General features: G+C 57.9%; 15 protein-coding genes and 1 tRNA gene. 5 read left to right on the top strand and 11 right to left on the bottom strand.

Annotated elements, in window-relative coordinates; translation table 11 throughout:
- The gene (locus L8V22_RS05525; RefSeq protein ID WP_005325448.1) at nucleotides 1-198 is read right to left on the bottom strand and encodes a DUF2613 domain-containing protein; all 198 of its coding nucleotides are present in this window, start codon (nucleotides 196-198) and stop codon (nucleotides 1-3) included.
- Between the two features lie 22 nt (nucleotides 199-220).
- On the bottom strand, nucleotides 221-727 hold the full coding sequence (locus L8V22_RS05520; protein WP_238801324.1) for a universal stress protein: 507 nt from the start codon (nucleotides 725-727) through the stop codon (nucleotides 221-223).
- Nucleotides 728-785: 58 nt separating this feature from the next.
- On the opposite strand from L8V22_RS05520, the gene L8V22_RS05515 reads away from it, so the two are divergent.
- The 3 genes from L8V22_RS05515 to L8V22_RS05505 are packed head-to-tail and all read left to right on the top strand — an operon-like array spanning nucleotide 786 to nucleotide 3982.
- On the top strand, nucleotides 786-1946 hold the full coding sequence (locus L8V22_RS05515) for a glycoside hydrolase family 3 N-terminal domain-containing protein (protein ID WP_238801325.1): 1161 nt from the start codon (nucleotides 786-788) through the stop codon (nucleotides 1944-1946).
- 34 nt (nucleotides 1947-1980) lie between these two features.
- The gene (locus tag L8V22_RS05510; protein WP_238801327.1) at nucleotides 1981-3669 is read left to right on the top strand and encodes a VanW family protein; all 1689 of its coding nucleotides are present in this window, start codon (nucleotides 1981-1983) and stop codon (nucleotides 3667-3669) included.
- 13 nt (nucleotides 3670-3682) lie between these two features.
- A complete protein-coding gene (locus tag L8V22_RS05505; RefSeq protein ID WP_238801328.1) occupies nucleotides 3683-3982 on the top strand; it encodes a hypothetical protein in 300 nt (99 codons plus the stop codon).
- Between the two features lie 22 nt (nucleotides 3983-4004).
- On the opposite strand, the gene L8V22_RS05500 is transcribed toward L8V22_RS05505, so the two are convergent.
- A tRNA-Gly gene (locus tag L8V22_RS05500) sits at nucleotides 4005-4078 on the bottom strand.
- 65 nt (nucleotides 4079-4143) lie between these two features.
- Between L8V22_RS05500 and dcd the strand changes: the two genes are divergently transcribed.
- Both dcd and L8V22_RS05490 read left to right on the top strand, forming a co-directional pair.
- Nucleotides 4144-4707, top strand: a complete 564-nt coding sequence (dcd, locus tag L8V22_RS05495) for a dCTP deaminase (protein WP_034656041.1) — start codon at nucleotides 4144-4146, stop codon at nucleotides 4705-4707.
- A gap of 42 nt (nucleotides 4708-4749) precedes the next feature.
- Complete coding sequence (locus tag L8V22_RS05490; RefSeq protein WP_238801330.1) at nucleotides 4750-6078, top strand: UDP-glucose dehydrogenase family protein; 1329 nt, start codon at nucleotides 4750-4752, stop codon at nucleotides 6076-6078.
- Nucleotides 6079-6149: 71 nt separating this feature from the next.
- Here L8V22_RS05490 and L8V22_RS05485 read toward each other — a convergent pair whose 3' ends face one another.
- The 8 genes from L8V22_RS05485 to L8V22_RS05450 all read right to left on the bottom strand — a co-directional run bounded on the left by L8V22_RS05485 (nucleotide 6150) and on the right by L8V22_RS05450 (nucleotide 16889).
- On the bottom strand, nucleotides 6150-7313 hold the full coding sequence (locus tag L8V22_RS05485) for a YibE/F family protein (protein ID WP_238801407.1): 1164 nt from the start codon (nucleotides 7311-7313) through the stop codon (nucleotides 6150-6152).
- 150 nt (nucleotides 7314-7463) lie between these two features.
- Entirely contained in the window at nucleotides 7464-8693 is a 1230-nt protein-coding gene (locus tag L8V22_RS05480) for a pyridoxal phosphate-dependent aminotransferase (protein ID WP_238801331.1), read from the bottom strand.
- A gap of 55 nt (nucleotides 8694-8748) precedes the next feature.
- Nucleotides 8749-9351 (bottom strand): DUF1707 domain-containing protein, encoded by a 603-nt coding sequence (locus L8V22_RS05475; protein ID WP_420839965.1) that lies wholly within the window; start codon nucleotides 9349-9351, stop codon nucleotides 8749-8751.
- 96 nt (nucleotides 9352-9447) lie between these two features.
- Nucleotides 9448-10722, bottom strand: a complete 1275-nt coding sequence (locus L8V22_RS05470; protein WP_238801333.1) for a cation:proton antiporter — start codon at nucleotides 10720-10722, stop codon at nucleotides 9448-9450.
- A gap of 34 nt (nucleotides 10723-10756) precedes the next feature.
- Complete coding sequence (locus tag L8V22_RS05465) at nucleotides 10757-13324, bottom strand: (Fe-S)-binding protein (RefSeq protein ID WP_269966417.1); 2568 nt, start codon at nucleotides 13322-13324, stop codon at nucleotides 10757-10759.
- Between the two features lie 106 nt (nucleotides 13325-13430).
- Entirely contained in the window at nucleotides 13431-14330 is a 900-nt protein-coding gene (locus L8V22_RS05460) for an oxygenase MpaB family protein (RefSeq protein WP_238801335.1), read from the bottom strand.
- Entirely contained in the window at nucleotides 14330-15136 is an 807-nt protein-coding gene (locus L8V22_RS05455) for an NAD(P)-binding protein (RefSeq protein WP_238801337.1), read from the bottom strand. The genes L8V22_RS05460 and L8V22_RS05455 overlap by 1 nt, the downstream gene beginning before the upstream one ends.
- A gap of 166 nt (nucleotides 15137-15302) precedes the next feature.
- Complete coding sequence (locus L8V22_RS05450) at nucleotides 15303-16889, bottom strand: succinic semialdehyde dehydrogenase (protein ID WP_238801339.1); 1587 nt, start codon at nucleotides 16887-16889, stop codon at nucleotides 15303-15305.
- Between the last annotated feature and the right edge of the window lie 47 nt (nucleotides 16890-16936).

The following is a 16936-nucleotide window of genomic DNA, read 5'->3' as shown; positions in this document are numbered from 1 at the left end:
CTAGTTGCGGGATCCATACTCAGGGCCGCCCAAAACCGCATCGGAAGCAGAAACCGCATTTCCTTCCGGCACGGTATCGGTGCCGGAGAATTGCGCGATGCCGATGATGGTGATGACGCCGAGCGCGATGCCCACAACAGCGCTACCGATGGCGGGGCCAAGGGTGCGCTTGTTTAAAGAATCGGTTTCCAGAGCCATGGCTAAATATACTAGCAGCTATTTAGAAGTATTCTGCCTCATCATCGTCCGCGTCATCCTCGTTTTCCTGCGGCACGATGAAGACGGGCAGGCCGGCATTGCGCACAATCTGGTCGGCGGTGGAGTTGGTCCACCAGGCGCGGAAGCCGGTCAAAGCGCGGGTACCGGTCACGATGACATCCACGTCCAGTTCGTGTGCGGCATCAATGATGGCGGAGGAAATGGTGGTAGCGGATTCCACTAGGTGGGCGCGGCCGGCAAGGCCCAAGCTTTCCGCTAGTTCGATCCCCTGACGGCAAATCTTCAGTGCTTCCTCGTAAGCTGGATCCTCCTCGACGCCGTCCGGGGAGATGGTGGATTGGTGCATTCCGGTGCGGCTGACGGCGCGGGCGGTCTGCCGGGCTACCGGCTCCCAGGCGGTGAGGATTTCTACCGTGGTGGGCCGCAGCAGCTGGGCCGCGTGCTCGAGGGCGCGGCCGGCTCGTTCGGTGCCATCGTAGGCAATTAGCATTGTCTCGCCGTTACTCATGTGCCTAGTCTACCCACCGCTTCAGACAGAAGGCGAGGAATATTGCACACTGGAAGGCATGAAAACTCCGCGCATCCTTGCCAGCCTTGCCCTCGTAACGGCCTTGGGCGCCTGCTCCACCTCCCCTCAGGAGGACGCCGAGAGTCAGGACTCCACCACCCCAGCCGGATCGAGCTCACCTGCCGCGATGCAAGAGACGCAAGAAGAAACCTCGCAGGAAGCAGCCCCGCAACAGGACATCCGCGCCATGGCCGCCTCCGTATTAATGCCCCCGGTCACCAACTATGACGATGCTAAGGCCAAGCTGGATGCCGGCGTGGGCGGAATCTTCATTCCCAGCTGGGCGGATCCCAACCTGCTACAGGAAGAGGGCCGCGATATTAATGCCCTGCGCCAAGAAGTAGGCCGCGACTTTGAAGTCTCCATCGATTTTGAAGGCGGGCGCGTGCAGCGTTTCTCGGAGATCTTGGGCGAGTATCCCGCACCGCAACAAATGGCGGCCGAGCGTTCCCCGCAAGAGGTGGAACAGCTGGCTCACGAGATTGGCACGAGCCTCAAGGCGCACGGCATCAACGTGGACTTTGCGCCGGTGCTCGATGTCGATGGCAATGGCTTAGAGGTTGTGGGGGATCGATCCTTTTCCACCGACCCAGCCCAAGCGGGCGAATACGGAGCAGCCTTTGCGCGCGGGTTAGATTCCGCTGGGGTGAAGGCCGTATTCAAGCACTTCCCGGGCCATGGACGAGCTTCTGGCGATACCCACCTGGCTGAGGCGGTCACCCCGCCGCTTGAAGAGCTAGAAGGCCACGAGTTTATTCCCTTTCAGGCCGCCCTTCCCCAAGCGCCGAATGCCGCGCTGATGATGGGCCACCTCGCTGTGCCCGGTTTGGGCGATGGCCAGACCCCTGCCTCTATGCTGCCGGAGGCTTATGGCTTGGCTCGCGAGACCCTGCAGTACGACGGCCCTATCTATACCGATGACATCGGCGGCATGAAGGCGATTGCGGATTCGCTCCCGCTTGCCGACGCCGTCGTGACCTCCCTCAATGCCGGTGCCGATATGCCCCTGTGGTCTACCGAGGGCGATATCAATGCGGTGATCGATGCCGTTGTTGCAGCCGTGGACGAGGGCCGCCTGCCGCTGGAACGCCTTGCGGACGCCGCCCGCCATGTCAGCGTTCCACCAGCCGAAGTTGCACCCGAGGCTGCACAGGACTAGGAAAAATACCACTAAAGCCGTTAACCTTTAAGGCGTGAAAAAGGCAGAAGGAAAAAACGGTGCTAAAGGCTGGCTCATCGCGCTCGGTGTATTTGTCGGCCTTGTCCTGATCGCGGGTATTGCTTATGCCTGGGACGTCGCGGCAAACCAAGATAAGATTCCGCGCGCCGTTTCCGTCAACGGCGTGGATATCTCCGCCATGGATCGCACCGCCGCCGTGGAGAAGCTCGAAGATGAGCTTGCGGGCGTAGAGACCGAGCCCGTGACCGTCACCTCCGGTGACCTCCACACGGAACTCGTCCCCTCCGAATCAGGCCTTGCCTTGGATAACCAGCGCGCCGTGGACAATATTGAGGAGCCTTCCCTCAACCCTTTTACCCGCCTTTATAGCTTCTTCCGGTCCACCCGGGATATCCCGGTAGAGACCAATGTGGATGAAACCCAGCTGCAGCCTGCCTTGGAGCGGGTGAAAAAGGATCTTTCCACCGATCCAGTCGATGGCATGTTGGAGCTCAACAAGGGCGAGCTCAAGGTCACCGACCCGAAGCTTGGTCAAACCGTGGATGCCGGCTCCCTGCATAATGCAGTCACGGATAATTGGCTCGCTTCCGAGGGCGTGGACGTGGACCCAGAAGAGGTAGAACCAGCCATCAACGATGCGGCCATCGAGGCGATGCGCACCGGTGACGCCGCTAAGGCGCTGGATAATCCCATTACCTTGAAGGCCAAAAATAATGTCACCGCTACCTTGAATAAGCCGGAAATTTCCCAATTCACCAGCATTGAAAAGAAGGAGGGCAAGCTCAAGCTCGCCGTAGATGCCAACCGCGCGCAAGAGCTGCTAGCGGAGCGCTCTGAGGGCGCCGATGTGCCCGGTGTGAATGCCAAGATTTCCTTCAATGGCAACGAAAAGCAGGTTACCCCGTCCGAAAATGGCGAAATCATCGACTGGGAGCCGACCATGAAGGACTTTGACAAGCGCGTTACCGGCGATGACCGCGAGTGGGACGCAACCTATAAACCAGACCCAGCCGAATTCACCACCGAAGACGCCAAGAAGGCGACCTTCAACGACACCGTCGGCGAATTCACCACCGAGGGCTACTCGGCTGCTTCCGGCAAGAATATCGAGCTGGTAGCCCAGCAGGTCAACGGCGCAGTGGTCAACCCAGGCGAGACCTTCTCCCTCAACGGCTACACCGGCCCGCGCGGTACTGCCCAAGGCTACGTGGAATCCGGCATCATTATTGATGGCCACTCCGGCTCCGCCGTCGGCGGTGGTATCTCCCAGTTCGCCACCACCTTGTACAACGCTGCCTACTTTGCGGGCATGGAAGATACCGCCCACACCCCGCACTCGTACTACATTTCGCGCTATCCCGCCGGCCGCGAAGCCACCGTTTACGAAGGCGCCATCGACCTGCAGTTCACCAATACCTTCAACACCCCAGTCCGCATTGAGACCGACTTCGGGGGCGGCAAAATTACCGTGCGTTTGAAGGGCACCAAGACCGTTGACGTTGAGTCTGTGAACAATGGCCGCTGGGCTAAGACCGAACCACAACCGATGTCCGTGCCGGGCGGCGACTGCTCGCCTTCCTCTGGTGCGCCAGGCTTTACGACGTCCGATACCCGCATCATCAAGGACCTAGGCGGCAAGGAGCTCTCCCGCGAGACCACCACTACGGTCTACGACCCGCAGCCCATCGTCCGCTGCGGCTAGTAGGCTCGGAGCCATGGAAGAGAGAACTCTGACAACGCTTATCTTTGGCAACGTGGTCATTGAATCGAACCTGCGCGGGGCAGAGCTTCGCGTCTACAGCGAAGATTGGCGCGGATATCAGCTCCGGACCGATCTTGGAGTGACGTTTCGTGCCCCGCTGGATGATATCCGTGGCACCGTGCCTCAGCGTGATATGGCCGAACTTGTGGAGAGATTCTTGAAGCCGGCCGCCGCAGAACTAGAGGCGCACTATCCAGGCGGGGTGGAGCGGGCGCAAAAAGAACTTGCCCAGTGGTTAAGCGCCACAGACTAGCAAGAAAATTCCCCCCGAAAATTGGAGCCGACGACGGGAATCGAACCCGCGCTAGCAGCTTGGGAAGCTGCAGTTCTACCATTAAACTACGTCGGCACTGCGCAATTGTGCGCTCCGGCCTACTATACACCTTGGGCTTCGACATGAGTAGAATTGGGCCCGTGCTTCTTTCAGATCGTGATATCCGTTCCGCCATCGACGCCGAAGAATTGGGCATCGAGCCCTTCGACAGCGAGCTTATCCAGCCCTCCTCGGTAGACGTGCGCTTGGATAAATATTTCCGCGTATTCAATAACTCGCGGTACACGCATATCGACCCTAAAGAGGAAATGCCGGATCTCACCACCTTGGTGGAGGTAGAAGAAGATCAGTCTTTCATTCTGCACCCAGGCGAGTTCGTGCTCGGTGCTACGTTGGAAAAGTTCACCCTGCCTGCGAACTTGGCTGGCCGCTTGGAGGGCAAGTCTTCGCTCGGCCGCTTAGGATTGTTGACCCACTCCACCGCGGGCTTTATTGACCCAGGCTTTTCCGGACACATTACGCTCGAGCTTTCTAATACCGCCAACCTGCCCATTGCCCTGTGGCCGGGCATGAAGGTGGGGCAGCTGGCGATTTTCAAGATGACTTCAGCAGCTGAAAGCCCTTATGGCACGGGTTCGTTGGGTTCGAAGTACCAAGGCCAGCGTGGCCCGACGCCATCGAAGTCTTACCTGAATTTTCGATAGGCTTAAACTGGCATTCACATAAGGCCTTTAAGATCGGGCCTTATGCGTATGACTGTAATCGGCACCGGATACTTGGGTGCAACCCATGCTGCGTGCATGGCCGAGCTCGGCCATGAAGTACTAGGCGTGGACGTAGATGAAAATAAGATTTCCGCTCTCAAATCGGGCAAGGTTCCGTTCTATGAACCGGGCTTGCCCGAGGTTCTGGAGCGCAATATCGAGGCCGGCCGCCTCGACTTCAGCACGGACTACGAAGAAGCAGCCGAGTTCGGTAACCTGCACTTTTTAGGCGTCGGTACTCCGCAGCGCCGTGGTTCCTATGCTGCGGATATGACCTACGTTAAGACCGTTATTACGGACTTGGTGCCCAAGCTCAAGGGCGAACACATTATCTTCGGTAAATCTACCGTCCCTGTCGGCACCGCCGCGGAGCTCCAGGAACTAGCCAATGAGCTTGCCCCAGAAGGCACCACCGTGGAAATCGCCTGGAACCCGGAGTTTCTGCGTGAGGGCTATGCCGTCAAGGACACCATCACCCCGGACCGCATCGTTTTGGGCGTTGGTGAAACCACCGAAGAGAGACGAGCTGAAGAAGTCGCGCGCGAGGTCTATGCCCAGCCACTCTCGCAAGATACCCCATTTATCGTCACAGACTGGCAGACCGCGGAGCTGGTCAAAGTATCCGCTAACGCGTTTTTGGCCACCAAGATCTCCTTTATCAACGCCGTTTCCGAAATCTGCGAGATTGCGGGTGCAGACGTCACCGCTCTCGCCGACGCCATTGGGCTCGACGAGCGCATCGGCCGCAAGTTCTTAGGAGCCGGGCTCGGCTTTGGTGGCGGCTGCTTGCCTAAGGACATTCGCGCCTTTATGGCCCGTGCCGGCGAGCTGGGCGCCGACCAGGCGCTGACCTTCCTGCGCGAGGTGGATGCTATCAATATGCGCCGCCGCGACCGCGTGGTGGTCCTTGCCAAGGAAGCCTTCAATGGCTCTCTGCTTGGCCACCGCGTGACCGTGCTGGGCTGCGCGTTTAAGCCAAATTCCGATGACGTGCGCGATTCGCCCGCCCTTTCCGTGGCCGGTTCCTTGTCCTTGGCCGGTGCGGCAGTAACCGTCTATGACCCAGAAGGCATGGACAACGCCAAAAAGGTATTCCCCACCTTGGATTACGCCGCAAACACTGATGACGCCCTGCGCGAGGCAGAGTTGGTGATTTTGGCTACCGAGTGGAAGCAATTCAAGGAATTGGATCCGCAGCAGGCGGGCCAACTGGTGGACAATAAGCACATTATCGATGGCCGTAATGTGTTGCCTGTCGCCGATTGGCAGCAAGCAGGCTGGAAGGTTGAGGCCTTGGGCCGCACGCTCTAGGTCCTCTACTTTTTGGACACAAAAGGCTGAGCAGCGAAATAATCGCCCTGCTCAGCCTTTTGTATAGGAGCCTAAGCTTGTGCGCGCTGTGGCACTGTGAAAGCTGCAATGGCTGTAGTGATGGGAACCGCGAGGGTCAATGCCATCGCACCCACTCCGGAGCGCAGCAGCTCAGTAGCGACGAGATCGCTGCTCAGAATCTGTCCGGCAGGGCGTTGTGCTGCGGTAATCAGCATGAGCAGCGGCAAAGCCGCGCCGGTATAAGTGAGAATCAACGTATAGACCATGGAGGCAATATGGTCGCGGCCCACCTTCATTGCGGAGAGGAAAAGCTGTGAAGGGCGGGCATCAGGATCCGCCCCGTGGAGCTCGGTAATGGTGGATGCTTGGGCCACGGCGACGTCGGCAAGGCTGCCCAAGGCGCCGACAACAAAGCCACATAAAAGCACGCCTACGATGGACACGTTGGGCATATAAAGTAGTAGCTTTAGGTTGTCCTCGGAACTGTAGCCTTGTAGCTGTGAACTATCGATAGCGGCCCACGCTAACGCTGCTGCAAGAATGAGAGCGGTTAGGGAGCCGCCCACCGCCGATGCCGATTTCCAATTCATACCGTGGACGAGAGGAACGGCGAGCAGAATGATAGCGGAGCAGGCAACGAGTGCTGACCACAGGGGGTTATGGGCGTCGATAAGAGCGGGGACGAGGAACGCAAAGATCACGCCTAGGCTTAGCGCCAAGCCGATAAGGGCGCGCACTCCATGCCAAGCCGCAAAAGCGATAATGACGACGGCTACGATAACTGCCCACAGAGCTAGGTTGCCGGTGCGCTGATAATCAGCAAAAGCATAGGACACAGCGCCGGAAGGGTTATCTGCCTTGGAAAGTACAATTTTATCGCCCGGTTTAAGTTGTGGATCGCCGGCATTGCCGTAGGTGACAAGCTGGGTCATGCGTCCTTCGTCCTCGCCGGAGGTGATGTTGACCAAGGCTCGGTCGCAGTGCACTTCCTCGGCCCCAGGAATGAGTGGTGGCGTATCGAAGGCTTGCCCAGTAAGTTCCGATTGGCAAGCGGAGTGATCTGTCGTGTCGACCGTGCCCTCGACCTGTGGGTGGTTGAGGGCATAGGTTTGCTGAAAATCGGTGGAGGTGTGCTCGGAGGCTGGACTCTGAGGCCACAGCAATGCCATGCCCGCAATGGTGGCTATAAGCGCTATGACGAGCACGCCGAGCAAGGCTAATCGCCATGGATGGTGAGCTAACGAAGTAGAGAGCCGACCCCATGAACGAGGGGTCGGCTGAGGCTTAGGTGCCGCAGAATGTCTTCCCATACACCATATTGTTATGTATTATCAATGTCATTAGCAACTGGCGGGGGAAGAAAGCTACTGCTTATAGCTCACCAGGAAGTTGCCAAGGCGCTCAATGGCGTTTTCGATTTGGGATGCCCACGGCAGTGTGACTACGCGGAAGTGATCTGGGTTCGGCCAATTAAAGCCGGTTCCCTGCACCATGAGAATTTTCTCCGCCTTCAAAATATCCAGCATGAGTTTGGCATCGTCATGGATTTCATACACATTCGGATCCAAGCGCGGGAAGAGGTAGAGCGAGCCCATAGGCTTTACCGCGGAAACGCCGGGAATCTCATTGAGCTTCTCGTAGGCGATATTGCGCTGGCGCAAAAGACGCCCGCTGGTACCGGTGAGCTCGAAGATGGACTGCCGGCCACCCAATGCGACCTGGATAGCGTGCTGCGCCGGTACGTTCGGGCACAGGCGTGTTCCGGCAAGCAGCTCAAGGCCTTCGATGAAGCCACGGGCGTGGTGCTTAGGGCCGGTAAGTACCATCCAGCCAGCGCGGTAGCCGCACACTCGGTAGGCCTTGGATAAGCCATTAAACGTGATGGTGAGAAGATCAGGGGCTAGCGAAGCGATGGAGATGTGCTGTGCGCCGTCATAAAGAATGCGGTCATAGATCTCGTCGGCCAAGATGAGCAGATTATGCTCGCGGGCGATGTTGACGATCTTCTGCAGCACTTCGCGCGAGTAGACCGCACCCGTCGGGTTATTCGGGTTAATGACCACAATGGCTTTGGTCTTATCCGTAATCTTGGACTCGATGTCCTCGATGGATGGATTCCAATCATCGTCCTCATCACACAGGTAGTGCACTGGGGTGCCACCTGCCAGGGACGTAGCCGCAGTCCACAATGGATAATCCGGTGCTGGGATGAGAACCTCATCGCCGTTATTAAGCAGCGCTTGGGTGGTCATGCTGATGAGCTCGGAGACACCATTGCCCAAGAAGACATCGTTGATGTCGAAGGGCGGGAAATCCTCCAGCTCGTAGCGGGTAACGATGGATCGGCGCGCAGGAATGATTCCCTTGGAGGTGGAATAGCCCTGGGAAGTAGGCAGGGCGGCGATCATATCGCGCATGATGACATCGGGTGCTTCGAAACCGAAGACGGCCGGGTTACCGGTGTTGAGTTTCAAGATGGTGTGGCCATCGAGCTCCATGCGTTCCGCTTCCGCAGAGACCTCGCCGCGGATGTCATACGCGACGCCCTTGAGTTTGTCGGATTGGTCAAAGATGCGGTGTTTGGGAGAAGTCATGGGAATATTGTGCCACGATTCACAGCCACACAAAATGCTTGAATACCGGCGATGACTATTTTTTACTCCACTCGCTGAACTTCCGCTTGGCCAGATCCATGGCTTGGCCGGTAATTTCGCCAGCTTGCATACGGCGATCGGCCCACATCTTTTCCTCGATCATTTTTTGCTGCGCGCGCTCATGCGCCGTGAGAGCGCGAATCTCGCGCAGCTGCTGCCGCTCTATCTGGCGTACGGATGGGGCGTGCCAGGAAGACGGACCCACCTTGGCCACGTAGAGCAGGATCCACAGGATAGGGATGAATGCGGCTGTCACCGCGCCCCCGAGCAGAAGCCATGGGTTGCTCATGGTAGCGCTCAAGAAGATCAGAGTGGGGCTTGCTACGGCAAGCACCACAGAGCCGGAAAGGGCAGTCGCAAACTTCGGTTTCTTGCCTGCATTGTGAGCGCGCGTGACTTCTCCCTGAGAATAAATCTTGACCTCGTGGGAACCACGCGCCGGAATGTCTTGGAAGACGGGCACGAGGTCCTGGTGGGTGCTGGCGCGCATGACATCGTCCGAGCGGTCCTCGAACTCCTCCATGGTTAGCCGGCCTTCACCCACGGCGCGGGCGAGGTCATTGATGGCATCGTTGCGCTCGGAATCGGACAGGCGCAGAGTCCGATTGACAGGGGAAGAACCAAAGTTATTACTCACGTTTTCCAGTCTAGGAAAATTCTGCCCTTCCAGGGACATGCTCTTAGCGAACGCAGCCTATAGATCTTTGGATTCAGTGGCAGGGGTCTTCTCGTCCTTCTTTTCTTGCTTGTTTCCGCCCACCAAGCTGGCCAAGAATGGGAAGATGGCGACGGTAAGCGCTCCACCGGAGACGAAGATCGATGCATTTTCCGCCTCCATGATTCCGGAATTGACCGCCAAGGACGTTACCGCCACGATGATCGGCAGACCGGTGGCGGAATACAAACTTACTTGGAGGCGCTCGCGGAAAGTTTCAATATCGGATCCGGTATGCCCAACATTTTCGCGCAAGAAGACGGGCAGGCCACGGGTCACCAAGATGAGAGCTGGAATGCCCAGTACTTTCCACGGATTATTAGCGATGGTATCCCAGCTAATACTCATGCCAGAGACCACAAAGAAGACCGGAATAAGCATCGAATAAAACACCACATCGAGCCGGTGCTCTAGGCGGCGGTGGAATTCATCCGGGATAATGCGGTTCAAAATGATGCCGGCAGCAAAGGCACCGAGCACAATATCGAGTTCAAAGACGGCGGTAACGGCCATAAGAATGGCCAGAATAAGGATGATAAGACGCAGAATCGTTTGGTTGGTTGAACCCGCACCAGAGATAAAAGCGGTCTTTACCCAAGGGATCGTCGATGCGATAGCCGCCGGCATGACGGCGACAGCAACGGCGATGATGATGAAGAACAACAAAATGATCATCGTCGTCAGCGTGGAGCGAGTACCCAGCAACAGTGCCATTGCGGTAATGGGGGCGACCTCACCGATGGCACCGTGAATCATCACAGAGTTGCCCACCTTGGTGCCCATAATGCCGTCCTGTTTCAGCATCGGCGTGAGTGTGCCCAGCGCCGTTGAGGTCAGTGCCAAGGCGACCACGATGGCACCTGGCACGTTATCTACCAGGAAGTAGGCACCCACTCCACAGGCGAGGGCGCAAATTGCCCAGGTGGATAGTGCTGTTCCGGCTTCCTTGGTTTTGAGGGTGGAGATTTGAATTTCAAAGCCCGCGAGGAGAAATAACGCCCCCACGCCGAGCTCCTTGAGCATTTCGATGCCTTCGTCCTCGGCGGCTAGGTCGAGCACCGAAGGACCAATAATCATGCCGAAAATCAGCAAGAGGGCTACCGATGGGAGTCGGTAGCCCAACATATAGGAGACCAGCGGCGCCAGCAGGGCCGCCGCCATAATCCAAGCGAAGGATACGAGAGAGTGCGTATTTTCGGTCGCGCCTGCCGCCAGCAGCAGGGTATCGGTGGGTAGTCCCGCATTAGAATGCATGGACTACAGCGTACGCACCCATGCCCCTGCGCGCCTACTCAGATTCGGGCGGTTTGGGCGCGCTTTCCGACGCTGGCGGTGCCGGAGCTGCTGGCGGAGCCGGCGGCTCGTCCATGGGTGGCTTAGGTGCAGCTGGCGTCTGTGGCGGTTTCGGAGTCGCTGGAGGCGTCGGTGCTGCGGGTGCAGCGGGTGCGCTAGGCGTTGTTGGTGCGCTAGGCGGCGTTGGAGCGGCTGGTGCAGGTGCTGCCGGGGCGCTCGGCGGGGTAGGCGCGCTTGGTGCTGCGGGAGCTGCCGGTGCTTGGGGAGCTTGCGGTGCAGCTGGCGGTGTTGGTGCCGATGGAGCAGAAGGCGCACTTGGCGCAGGCGCAGCCGGTGCCGCAGGGGAGGCCGGCACGCTTGGTGCAGCAGGTGCAGCGGGCGCGCTTGGAGCTGCCGGTGCCGAGGCAGACGGGGCGGGGGCGCTAGGAGCATCGGAAGTGGGGGCGTCGGCAAGCGAGGCATCATTGGTACCGGTGGACTTCTGGTGGCGCACCGGGGTGGCAAGGAAGGCCTTGGGGTGGGGCTCAGGCAGGGTGCCGGCCTCATCGAGGGAGATGGAATTGCGCAGCATTACAGCGACGTCATTGACCTTGGTGGCGGGGGTCGAATCCTGCGCCAAGGACTTCACGCCGCCGGTCATCATGACACTGCAGAAGGGGCAGCCGGTGGCGATTTCTTCTGCGCCGGTCCCCATAGCCTGCTCGGCGCGGAAGTCATTGATGCGGGTGCCGAGCTTTTCTTCCATGAACATGCGGGCACCGCCGGCGCCACAGCAGAAGGCTTCGTCGCGGTTCTTGTCCATCTCGCGCAGCTCCACGCCGGTGGCCTCGAGTAGCTCGCGTGGGGGATCGAAGACCTTATTGTGGCGGCCGAGGAAGCAAGGGTCGTGGTAGGTAATCGGCTTGCGGTTCTCCGGCGTGCGCGGCACAGGCTTGAGCAATCCTTCACGCACCAGGCGGTTGAGCAGCTGGGTGTGGTGGAAGACGTCGAAATGTCCGTCAAAGTCGGGGTACTCGTTGCGGATGGTGTTAAAGCAGTGCGGGCAGGTGGTGATGATCTTGCGCTGGCCCTCCGGTACGCCGTCGAAGGCGTTGTTGAGGGTTTCTACGTTTTGCTGCGCCATCATCTGGAAGAGGAACTCATTGCCGGCGCGGCGCGCGGGATCGCCCGTACAGGTCTCACCTGTGGAGAGCACACCGAACTTCACACCCGCGGTGTGCAATAGGTCTACGACCGCACGGGTGGTGCGGCGGCCCTCATCATCGTAGGCACCGGCGCAGCCCACCCAGAGCAGGTATTCCATATCGGAGAAGTCCGCCCCGTCCTCACCGATGATGGGCACATCGATGCCATCGGCCCGGGCCTCATCGATCCAGGCGCGGCGCTCAGAGTTATTCCGGCCCCACGGATTGCCCTTGTTTTCCATGTTCTTGAATAGGCCGGTGAGCTCGGAGGGGAAGTCCGATTCCGCCAGCACCTTAAAGCGGCGCAGATCCGCGATGTGATCGATGTGCTCAATATCGGTAGGGCACTGATCCACGCACGCACCACAGTTAGTGCACGACCACAGCACATCATCATCAATAACCCCGGCCATAGAGAGCACGTCGAGGCCCTCGTGCGGGTTGTAGTTATCCAGTGCGCCCTGGCGCAGATCCATCATGACCTTTTTGGGGCTCAGTGGCTTCTCGGTATTCCAGGCTGGGCACAATTCCTGGCAGCGGCCGCATTCGGTACACGAGGTGGAATCCAGCAGCATCTTCCAGCTACCCGGGGTGATGTCCTCTTCCAAGTCCGGGGTGGGCAAGGATTGCAGTGCCTTTTCACCGGTGGCGTTGCGCTGGAAGAAGATATTGAAAAAGCTGGTGAAGCGGTGCCACATGACACCCCACTGGAACTTGCGGGAGATAAAGACGATAAATAGCAGGCCAGACAGCAGCTTGAATAAAGCAAAGAAGCTCACCAGGGCCGGAGATTCGGGGAAGAGCTTGGCCAAGTGGATGCTCAAGAAATCCGCCCAAGCGGAGCCGCCGCCGTAGGTGGCAATTTTAGTGGACTTCACCAAGATCATGCCGAGCCCCTCAGAAAAGACGATGAACTCTACCCAGCGTGCGGAGGCAGTCTGGGAGTTGAAGAAGCGGCTACCACGCTCGGTATCGCCAAGCTTGAGGCGTACACCGATGAGGAAACCGATGCCGAGCACTGTCGCGATGCCCAAGACTTCTTCCACGAAGTGGTAGACCGGCCAGTGGCTGAGCCACGGCCAGCCCTTATGCGGTGCGAAGGTTTGGATATAGGCCTCGAACCACACCAGGATGCCGAAAAGGAAGCCCACCATCACCAGCCAGTGGGCGGCATTGACCAGAGGTTTTCCCTTGAAATGGGAGTGGCCAAAGACCTCTGCCAGCACGCGCCCGACGCGCTTTACGGGGCTGTTGGTGCGCTCTAGTTGGGTTGGTCCGCCCGAGCGGATGAACTTAATGAGCGCGCCTATGCGGGCGAAAAAGTATAGCCACACCGGAATCGATGTGGCTATAGCGATCCAACCGGACACGGTTGTCATTCGTGCTCCTTCACTACTGATGCTCCACGTTGTTATCTACCTTAAGGCCTCAAGGCGCAATCATGGGAGTCAGTATTCAGTAACTATGAGTGAAGGGATAAAGGCCTTAGTAGTGGAAGCCGCCTTCAGCTTCCGCCTTCTCAAAGGCGCGGGTAGCAATAGGAACCATGCGTGCCTTACGCGGGAGGATGGAGAAGACGCCACGCACGGCGCGGGAGAAGATCTTGAGCTTGCGCTCATCCTTCTTGGTCCACTCCCAGCCAATCTTGTTGCGCAGCTTGTCTGGAATCATGCCGATGGCAACCCACAACAGCAGGCGGGATGCGTAAGGTGCAACGGGCTTCCACAGCCAGTTGGGCACCTTGGGATCTGGGGTGTCGAGGGTAAGGCCGTTGATGATGCGGGAGCGCTCGATGGTCTCGCTGATATCGAGGTTTTCGATCATGTTGTCCACGTACTCTTCAAATTCAGCGTACGTCTTGGGCGCATCGTTGGGCTCTGCAACCTCGTAGAAGGTGTACCAGGTACGGGTCTCCTGGAAGAGCTGCTCGCGCTCCTCTGGGGTCAGAGGATCCATGAAGTTGCCGGCCAGCTGGTACGGCATAGCAGCGAAGGTGGCGTGTGCCCAGTAGTAAACATCCGGGTTCAGCGGGTGGTAGCGGCTTCCATCTGGGTGGGTGCCCTTGATGTCCTTGTGGAAGTCACGAATCATGACGCCAACTTCTGGGCCTTCGTAGACCGTGCGGATGATCGGGAAGGCGGAGCGAACCAAGCGCGCAACCTCGTTATCGAAAACGTTGGAGTGCTGCACTAGAGACCGGCTGATGTCACGCTGGGCAATCTGCAAAAGACCAGCAGACAGTGCGACGAATGCGGAGCGCCAGTCACCAAAGCGCTGCCACAGGATGGAATCTGGACCCAGCTCAGGCAGGTTATCGGTGTTGATATCTGCAGTCTGGGTGTGCTTGTCGTTTACAGTGCTTTCAGGATTGCTCAGAGTAGTCATTATGCCTCCTTAAGGGCAGTAGCGGACTTTTGATGTTTCTGGCGTTCGGACGAGGTGGACTCAGGGGCGTAGTTGGATGCTCGCTTGAAATCATGGGCCGGTGCATCGAACCCTGCGAGCACTTCGCGGATTCCGCGTACAGTGCCGGGCTGAACCAACCATTTATCGTGCTTGACGGTTAGTTCGCCTGGTCCACGAATTTCGAGCTGGCGGACGTAGCGGCGGCAGTGATCGGCGCGGGCTTCGATGACAGCTAGTGGGCGACGCTTGAGGTAAGAGTCGCGCGGGGTGGGGCCGTCAACAAAGAGGGCATTAGGCAGCCCAAATACCTCTACACCGTGGTGGAGGTACATGTCATCGACGCTGGCCTTTGACCGTCCCGGTACGGAAATCCACGGGGATTCCTCGCCGGTGGCGCGAATCAACACATCGAAAGCTTGGGTTTCCTGACCGGAATCACCGAGGTAGGAGATTTCCCATTTGCCTTCTGCTCGGTCGAACTCGGCACCAGTAACGGCGGTGGAACCGCGGAACTCGGCGCCACTGGCAGCAACAGCCTCTTCAAGGTGGCGTACTACAGAAGCTGGCGAGCCATCAGTTTTGGTGAGACGGAGGTACGGGGTACGGAAGTGGTACTTCCGGGAAACCTCAGTGGCTTCAGCGGAATTGAAGTGACCGCCGATGTGTGGTTCTTGTTCAAAAAGAACGGTGTCGAATCCAGAGAATGCGCATTCAGAAGCTGCGGCGCATCCGGCTACTCCGGCACCAACCACTGCGACAGTCGGTCGGCGGTATGGCTTGAACATACTGTTCCTTTCGAGTTTCACAGGGCGCTTACTGGCCGCTGTGTGTTGTGCAATTTATGTATTCAGCAGAACACATTTCTGAGTATGTTGTGATCGTATACACATACCCTTTGAATGTGAAGTGAGTTACTGAATTTAAAAGGTGGCTGCTTATGCTGCGCAGTAATCAGGGGAGGAAGCGCAAGGCCTTTCCTAAGCGCAATGCGGAGCTCAGCAAAGTGCCGTAGTACTTATTGGGAAGCCAGCTTGGCCCGCGCATCGGCATGATCCTTTGCGAGGAGATATTCTTCGCTTCTGTATATTTGGTCAGACCCTCGTGGCCATGACGGCGGCCAACACCGGACTCCTTGACGCCACCCAACGGGGTGGAAATCGAGGCCCATGTGGAGGCGTAGCCGTCATTGATGGTCACGCTGCCTGCATCGATTTTCTCAGCGATGCCCTGCGCGGTCTCGGGTTGGCCGAATACAGAGGAGTTCAGGCCGTAGGGCAATTTATTTGCCTGCTCGATGGCCTCTTCGACATCGCGCACGCGTTGCACGTACACCACGGGGCCAAAGACCTCTTGCTCTGCAAGCTCGGCGCCTTCACCCAAATCAGTGAGAACCGTGGGTTCAAAGTGGTAGGGGCCAATATCCGGGCGGGGCTTGCCGCCGGTAATAACGGTGGCACCCTTATCCACCGCATCGTCGACAAAGTGCTGCACCACATCTAATTGGTTTTGGCCGATGAGTGAACCCATCGTGTAGTCCCAGTTCAAACCGGAACCAAGTTTGATGGACTCGGTTGCCCGGCGGAATGCGGTAATGAATTGATCGAAGATGGCATCGGGTACGTAGATGCGTTCAATCGACACGCACAGCTGGCCCGAATTGGAAAAGCAAGCGGTAGCGATGGTGTCAATATGCTTGTCGATGTCCGCATCCGGCGCGATGATCATAGGGTTCTTGCCGCCCAGTTCTGCGGAATATCCAACGAGGCGCTCGCCTACAGTGGTACCCAAAATCTTGCCGGTCTTGGTGGAACCGGTAAACATCAGGTAATCGCAGCGTTCGGAGATAGCGGAGCCGACGACTCGACCGGAGCCGGTAACGATCTGCAGCAAATCCTTCGGCAGTCCTGCTTCCCTCAAGAGGTAGAGGGAAATCAGGTTAGAAAACGGGGTGGATCCATCGGGCTTGGCCACAACGCCATTGCCGGCAAGTAGTGCCGCAACGGCATCGGAAATGCCCAGTGCTAATGGGTAGTTCCATGGGCTGATTTGCCCCACAACACCCTTAGGAACTCGCTGCAAGTGAGTTTTGGTGATGAGCGGAAATGCGCCCGGCTGCTTCTGAGTGGCCAGTAGCTTTGGCGCATTATTTGAGTAATAACGCGCGTTATTTAGTACATCGAGTACCTCATCAAAGGCGGCCGTGCGGTCCTTGCCGGTTTCCAATTGGATGAAGTCCGCCAACAGCTCGCGGTGTTTAGCCACGAGATGGTGGAAGCGCTTCATTACCTTTACGCGCTGCTTAACGTCGGTATCGGCCCAGGCCTTTTGGGTCTGACGCGAACGGCGGAAAGCCTCATCTACGTCTTCTTCGGAACCTACTCCAACCCAGCCTAATTCTTCTTCAAATAAGGGGGAGTGGACCGCTTTGCGTTCGCCTTTATCCAGCGAGCCGGTGGAGTAGTTAGTGGTGAGATGTTGTAGCTCAGTTAGTAATTGCTGTGGCAAGGGCCGTTCTTGTAGACGGCGTGGTAAAGACATGTAATGCACGCTCCAGAAAGATCAATGAAAAGGTTCGTGAGCTAAAA

This window comes from Corynebacterium yonathiae (genome assembly GCF_027570195.1).
Taxonomy (GTDB): Bacteria; Actinomycetota; Actinomycetes; order Mycobacteriales; family Mycobacteriaceae; genus Corynebacterium; species Corynebacterium yonathiae.
Note: the sequence above shows the minus strand (reverse complement) of the source record. Positions and strands in the feature narration are given on the sequence as shown.

Excerpts from the sequence above, each read along its gene's own strand:
- L8V22_RS05525 (WP_005325448.1), bottom strand. The coding sequence starts at position 198 with ATGGCTCTGGAAACCGATTCTTTAAACAAGCGCACCCTTGGCCCCGCC.
- L8V22_RS05505 (WP_238801328.1), top strand. The coding sequence starts at position 3,683 with ATGGAAGAGAGAACTCTGACAACGCTTATCTTTGGCAACGTGGTCATT.
- L8V22_RS05490 (WP_238801330.1), top strand. The coding sequence starts at position 4,750 with ATGCGTATGACTGTAATCGGCACCGGATACTTGGGTGCAACCCATGCT.
- L8V22_RS05470 (WP_238801333.1), bottom strand. The coding sequence starts at position 10,722 with ATGCATTCTAATGCGGGACTACCCACCGATACCCTGCTGCTGGCGGCA.
- L8V22_RS05460 (WP_238801335.1), bottom strand. The coding sequence starts at position 14,330 with ATGACTACTCTGAGCAATCCTGAAAGCACTGTAAACGACAAGCACACC.
- L8V22_RS05450 (WP_238801339.1), bottom strand. The coding sequence starts at position 16,889 with ATGTCTTTACCACGCCGTCTACAAGAACGGCCCTTGCCACAGCAATTA.
- L8V22_RS05515 (WP_238801325.1), top strand. The coding sequence starts at position 786 with ATGAAAACTCCGCGCATCCTTGCCAGCCTTGCCCTCGTAACGGCCTTG.
- L8V22_RS05480 (WP_238801331.1), bottom strand. The coding sequence starts at position 8,693 with ATGACTTCTCCCAAACACCGCATCTTTGACCAATCCGACAAACTCAAG.
- L8V22_RS05465 (WP_269966417.1), bottom strand. The coding sequence starts at position 13,324 with ATGACAACCGTGTCCGGTTGGATCGCTATAGCCACATCGATTCCGGTG.
- L8V22_RS05455 (WP_238801337.1), bottom strand. The coding sequence starts at position 15,136 with ATGTTCAAGCCATACCGCCGACCGACTGTCGCAGTGGTTGGTGCCGGA.
- L8V22_RS05520 (WP_238801324.1), bottom strand. The coding sequence starts at position 727 with ATGAGTAACGGCGAGACAATGCTAATTGCCTACGATGGCACCGAACGA.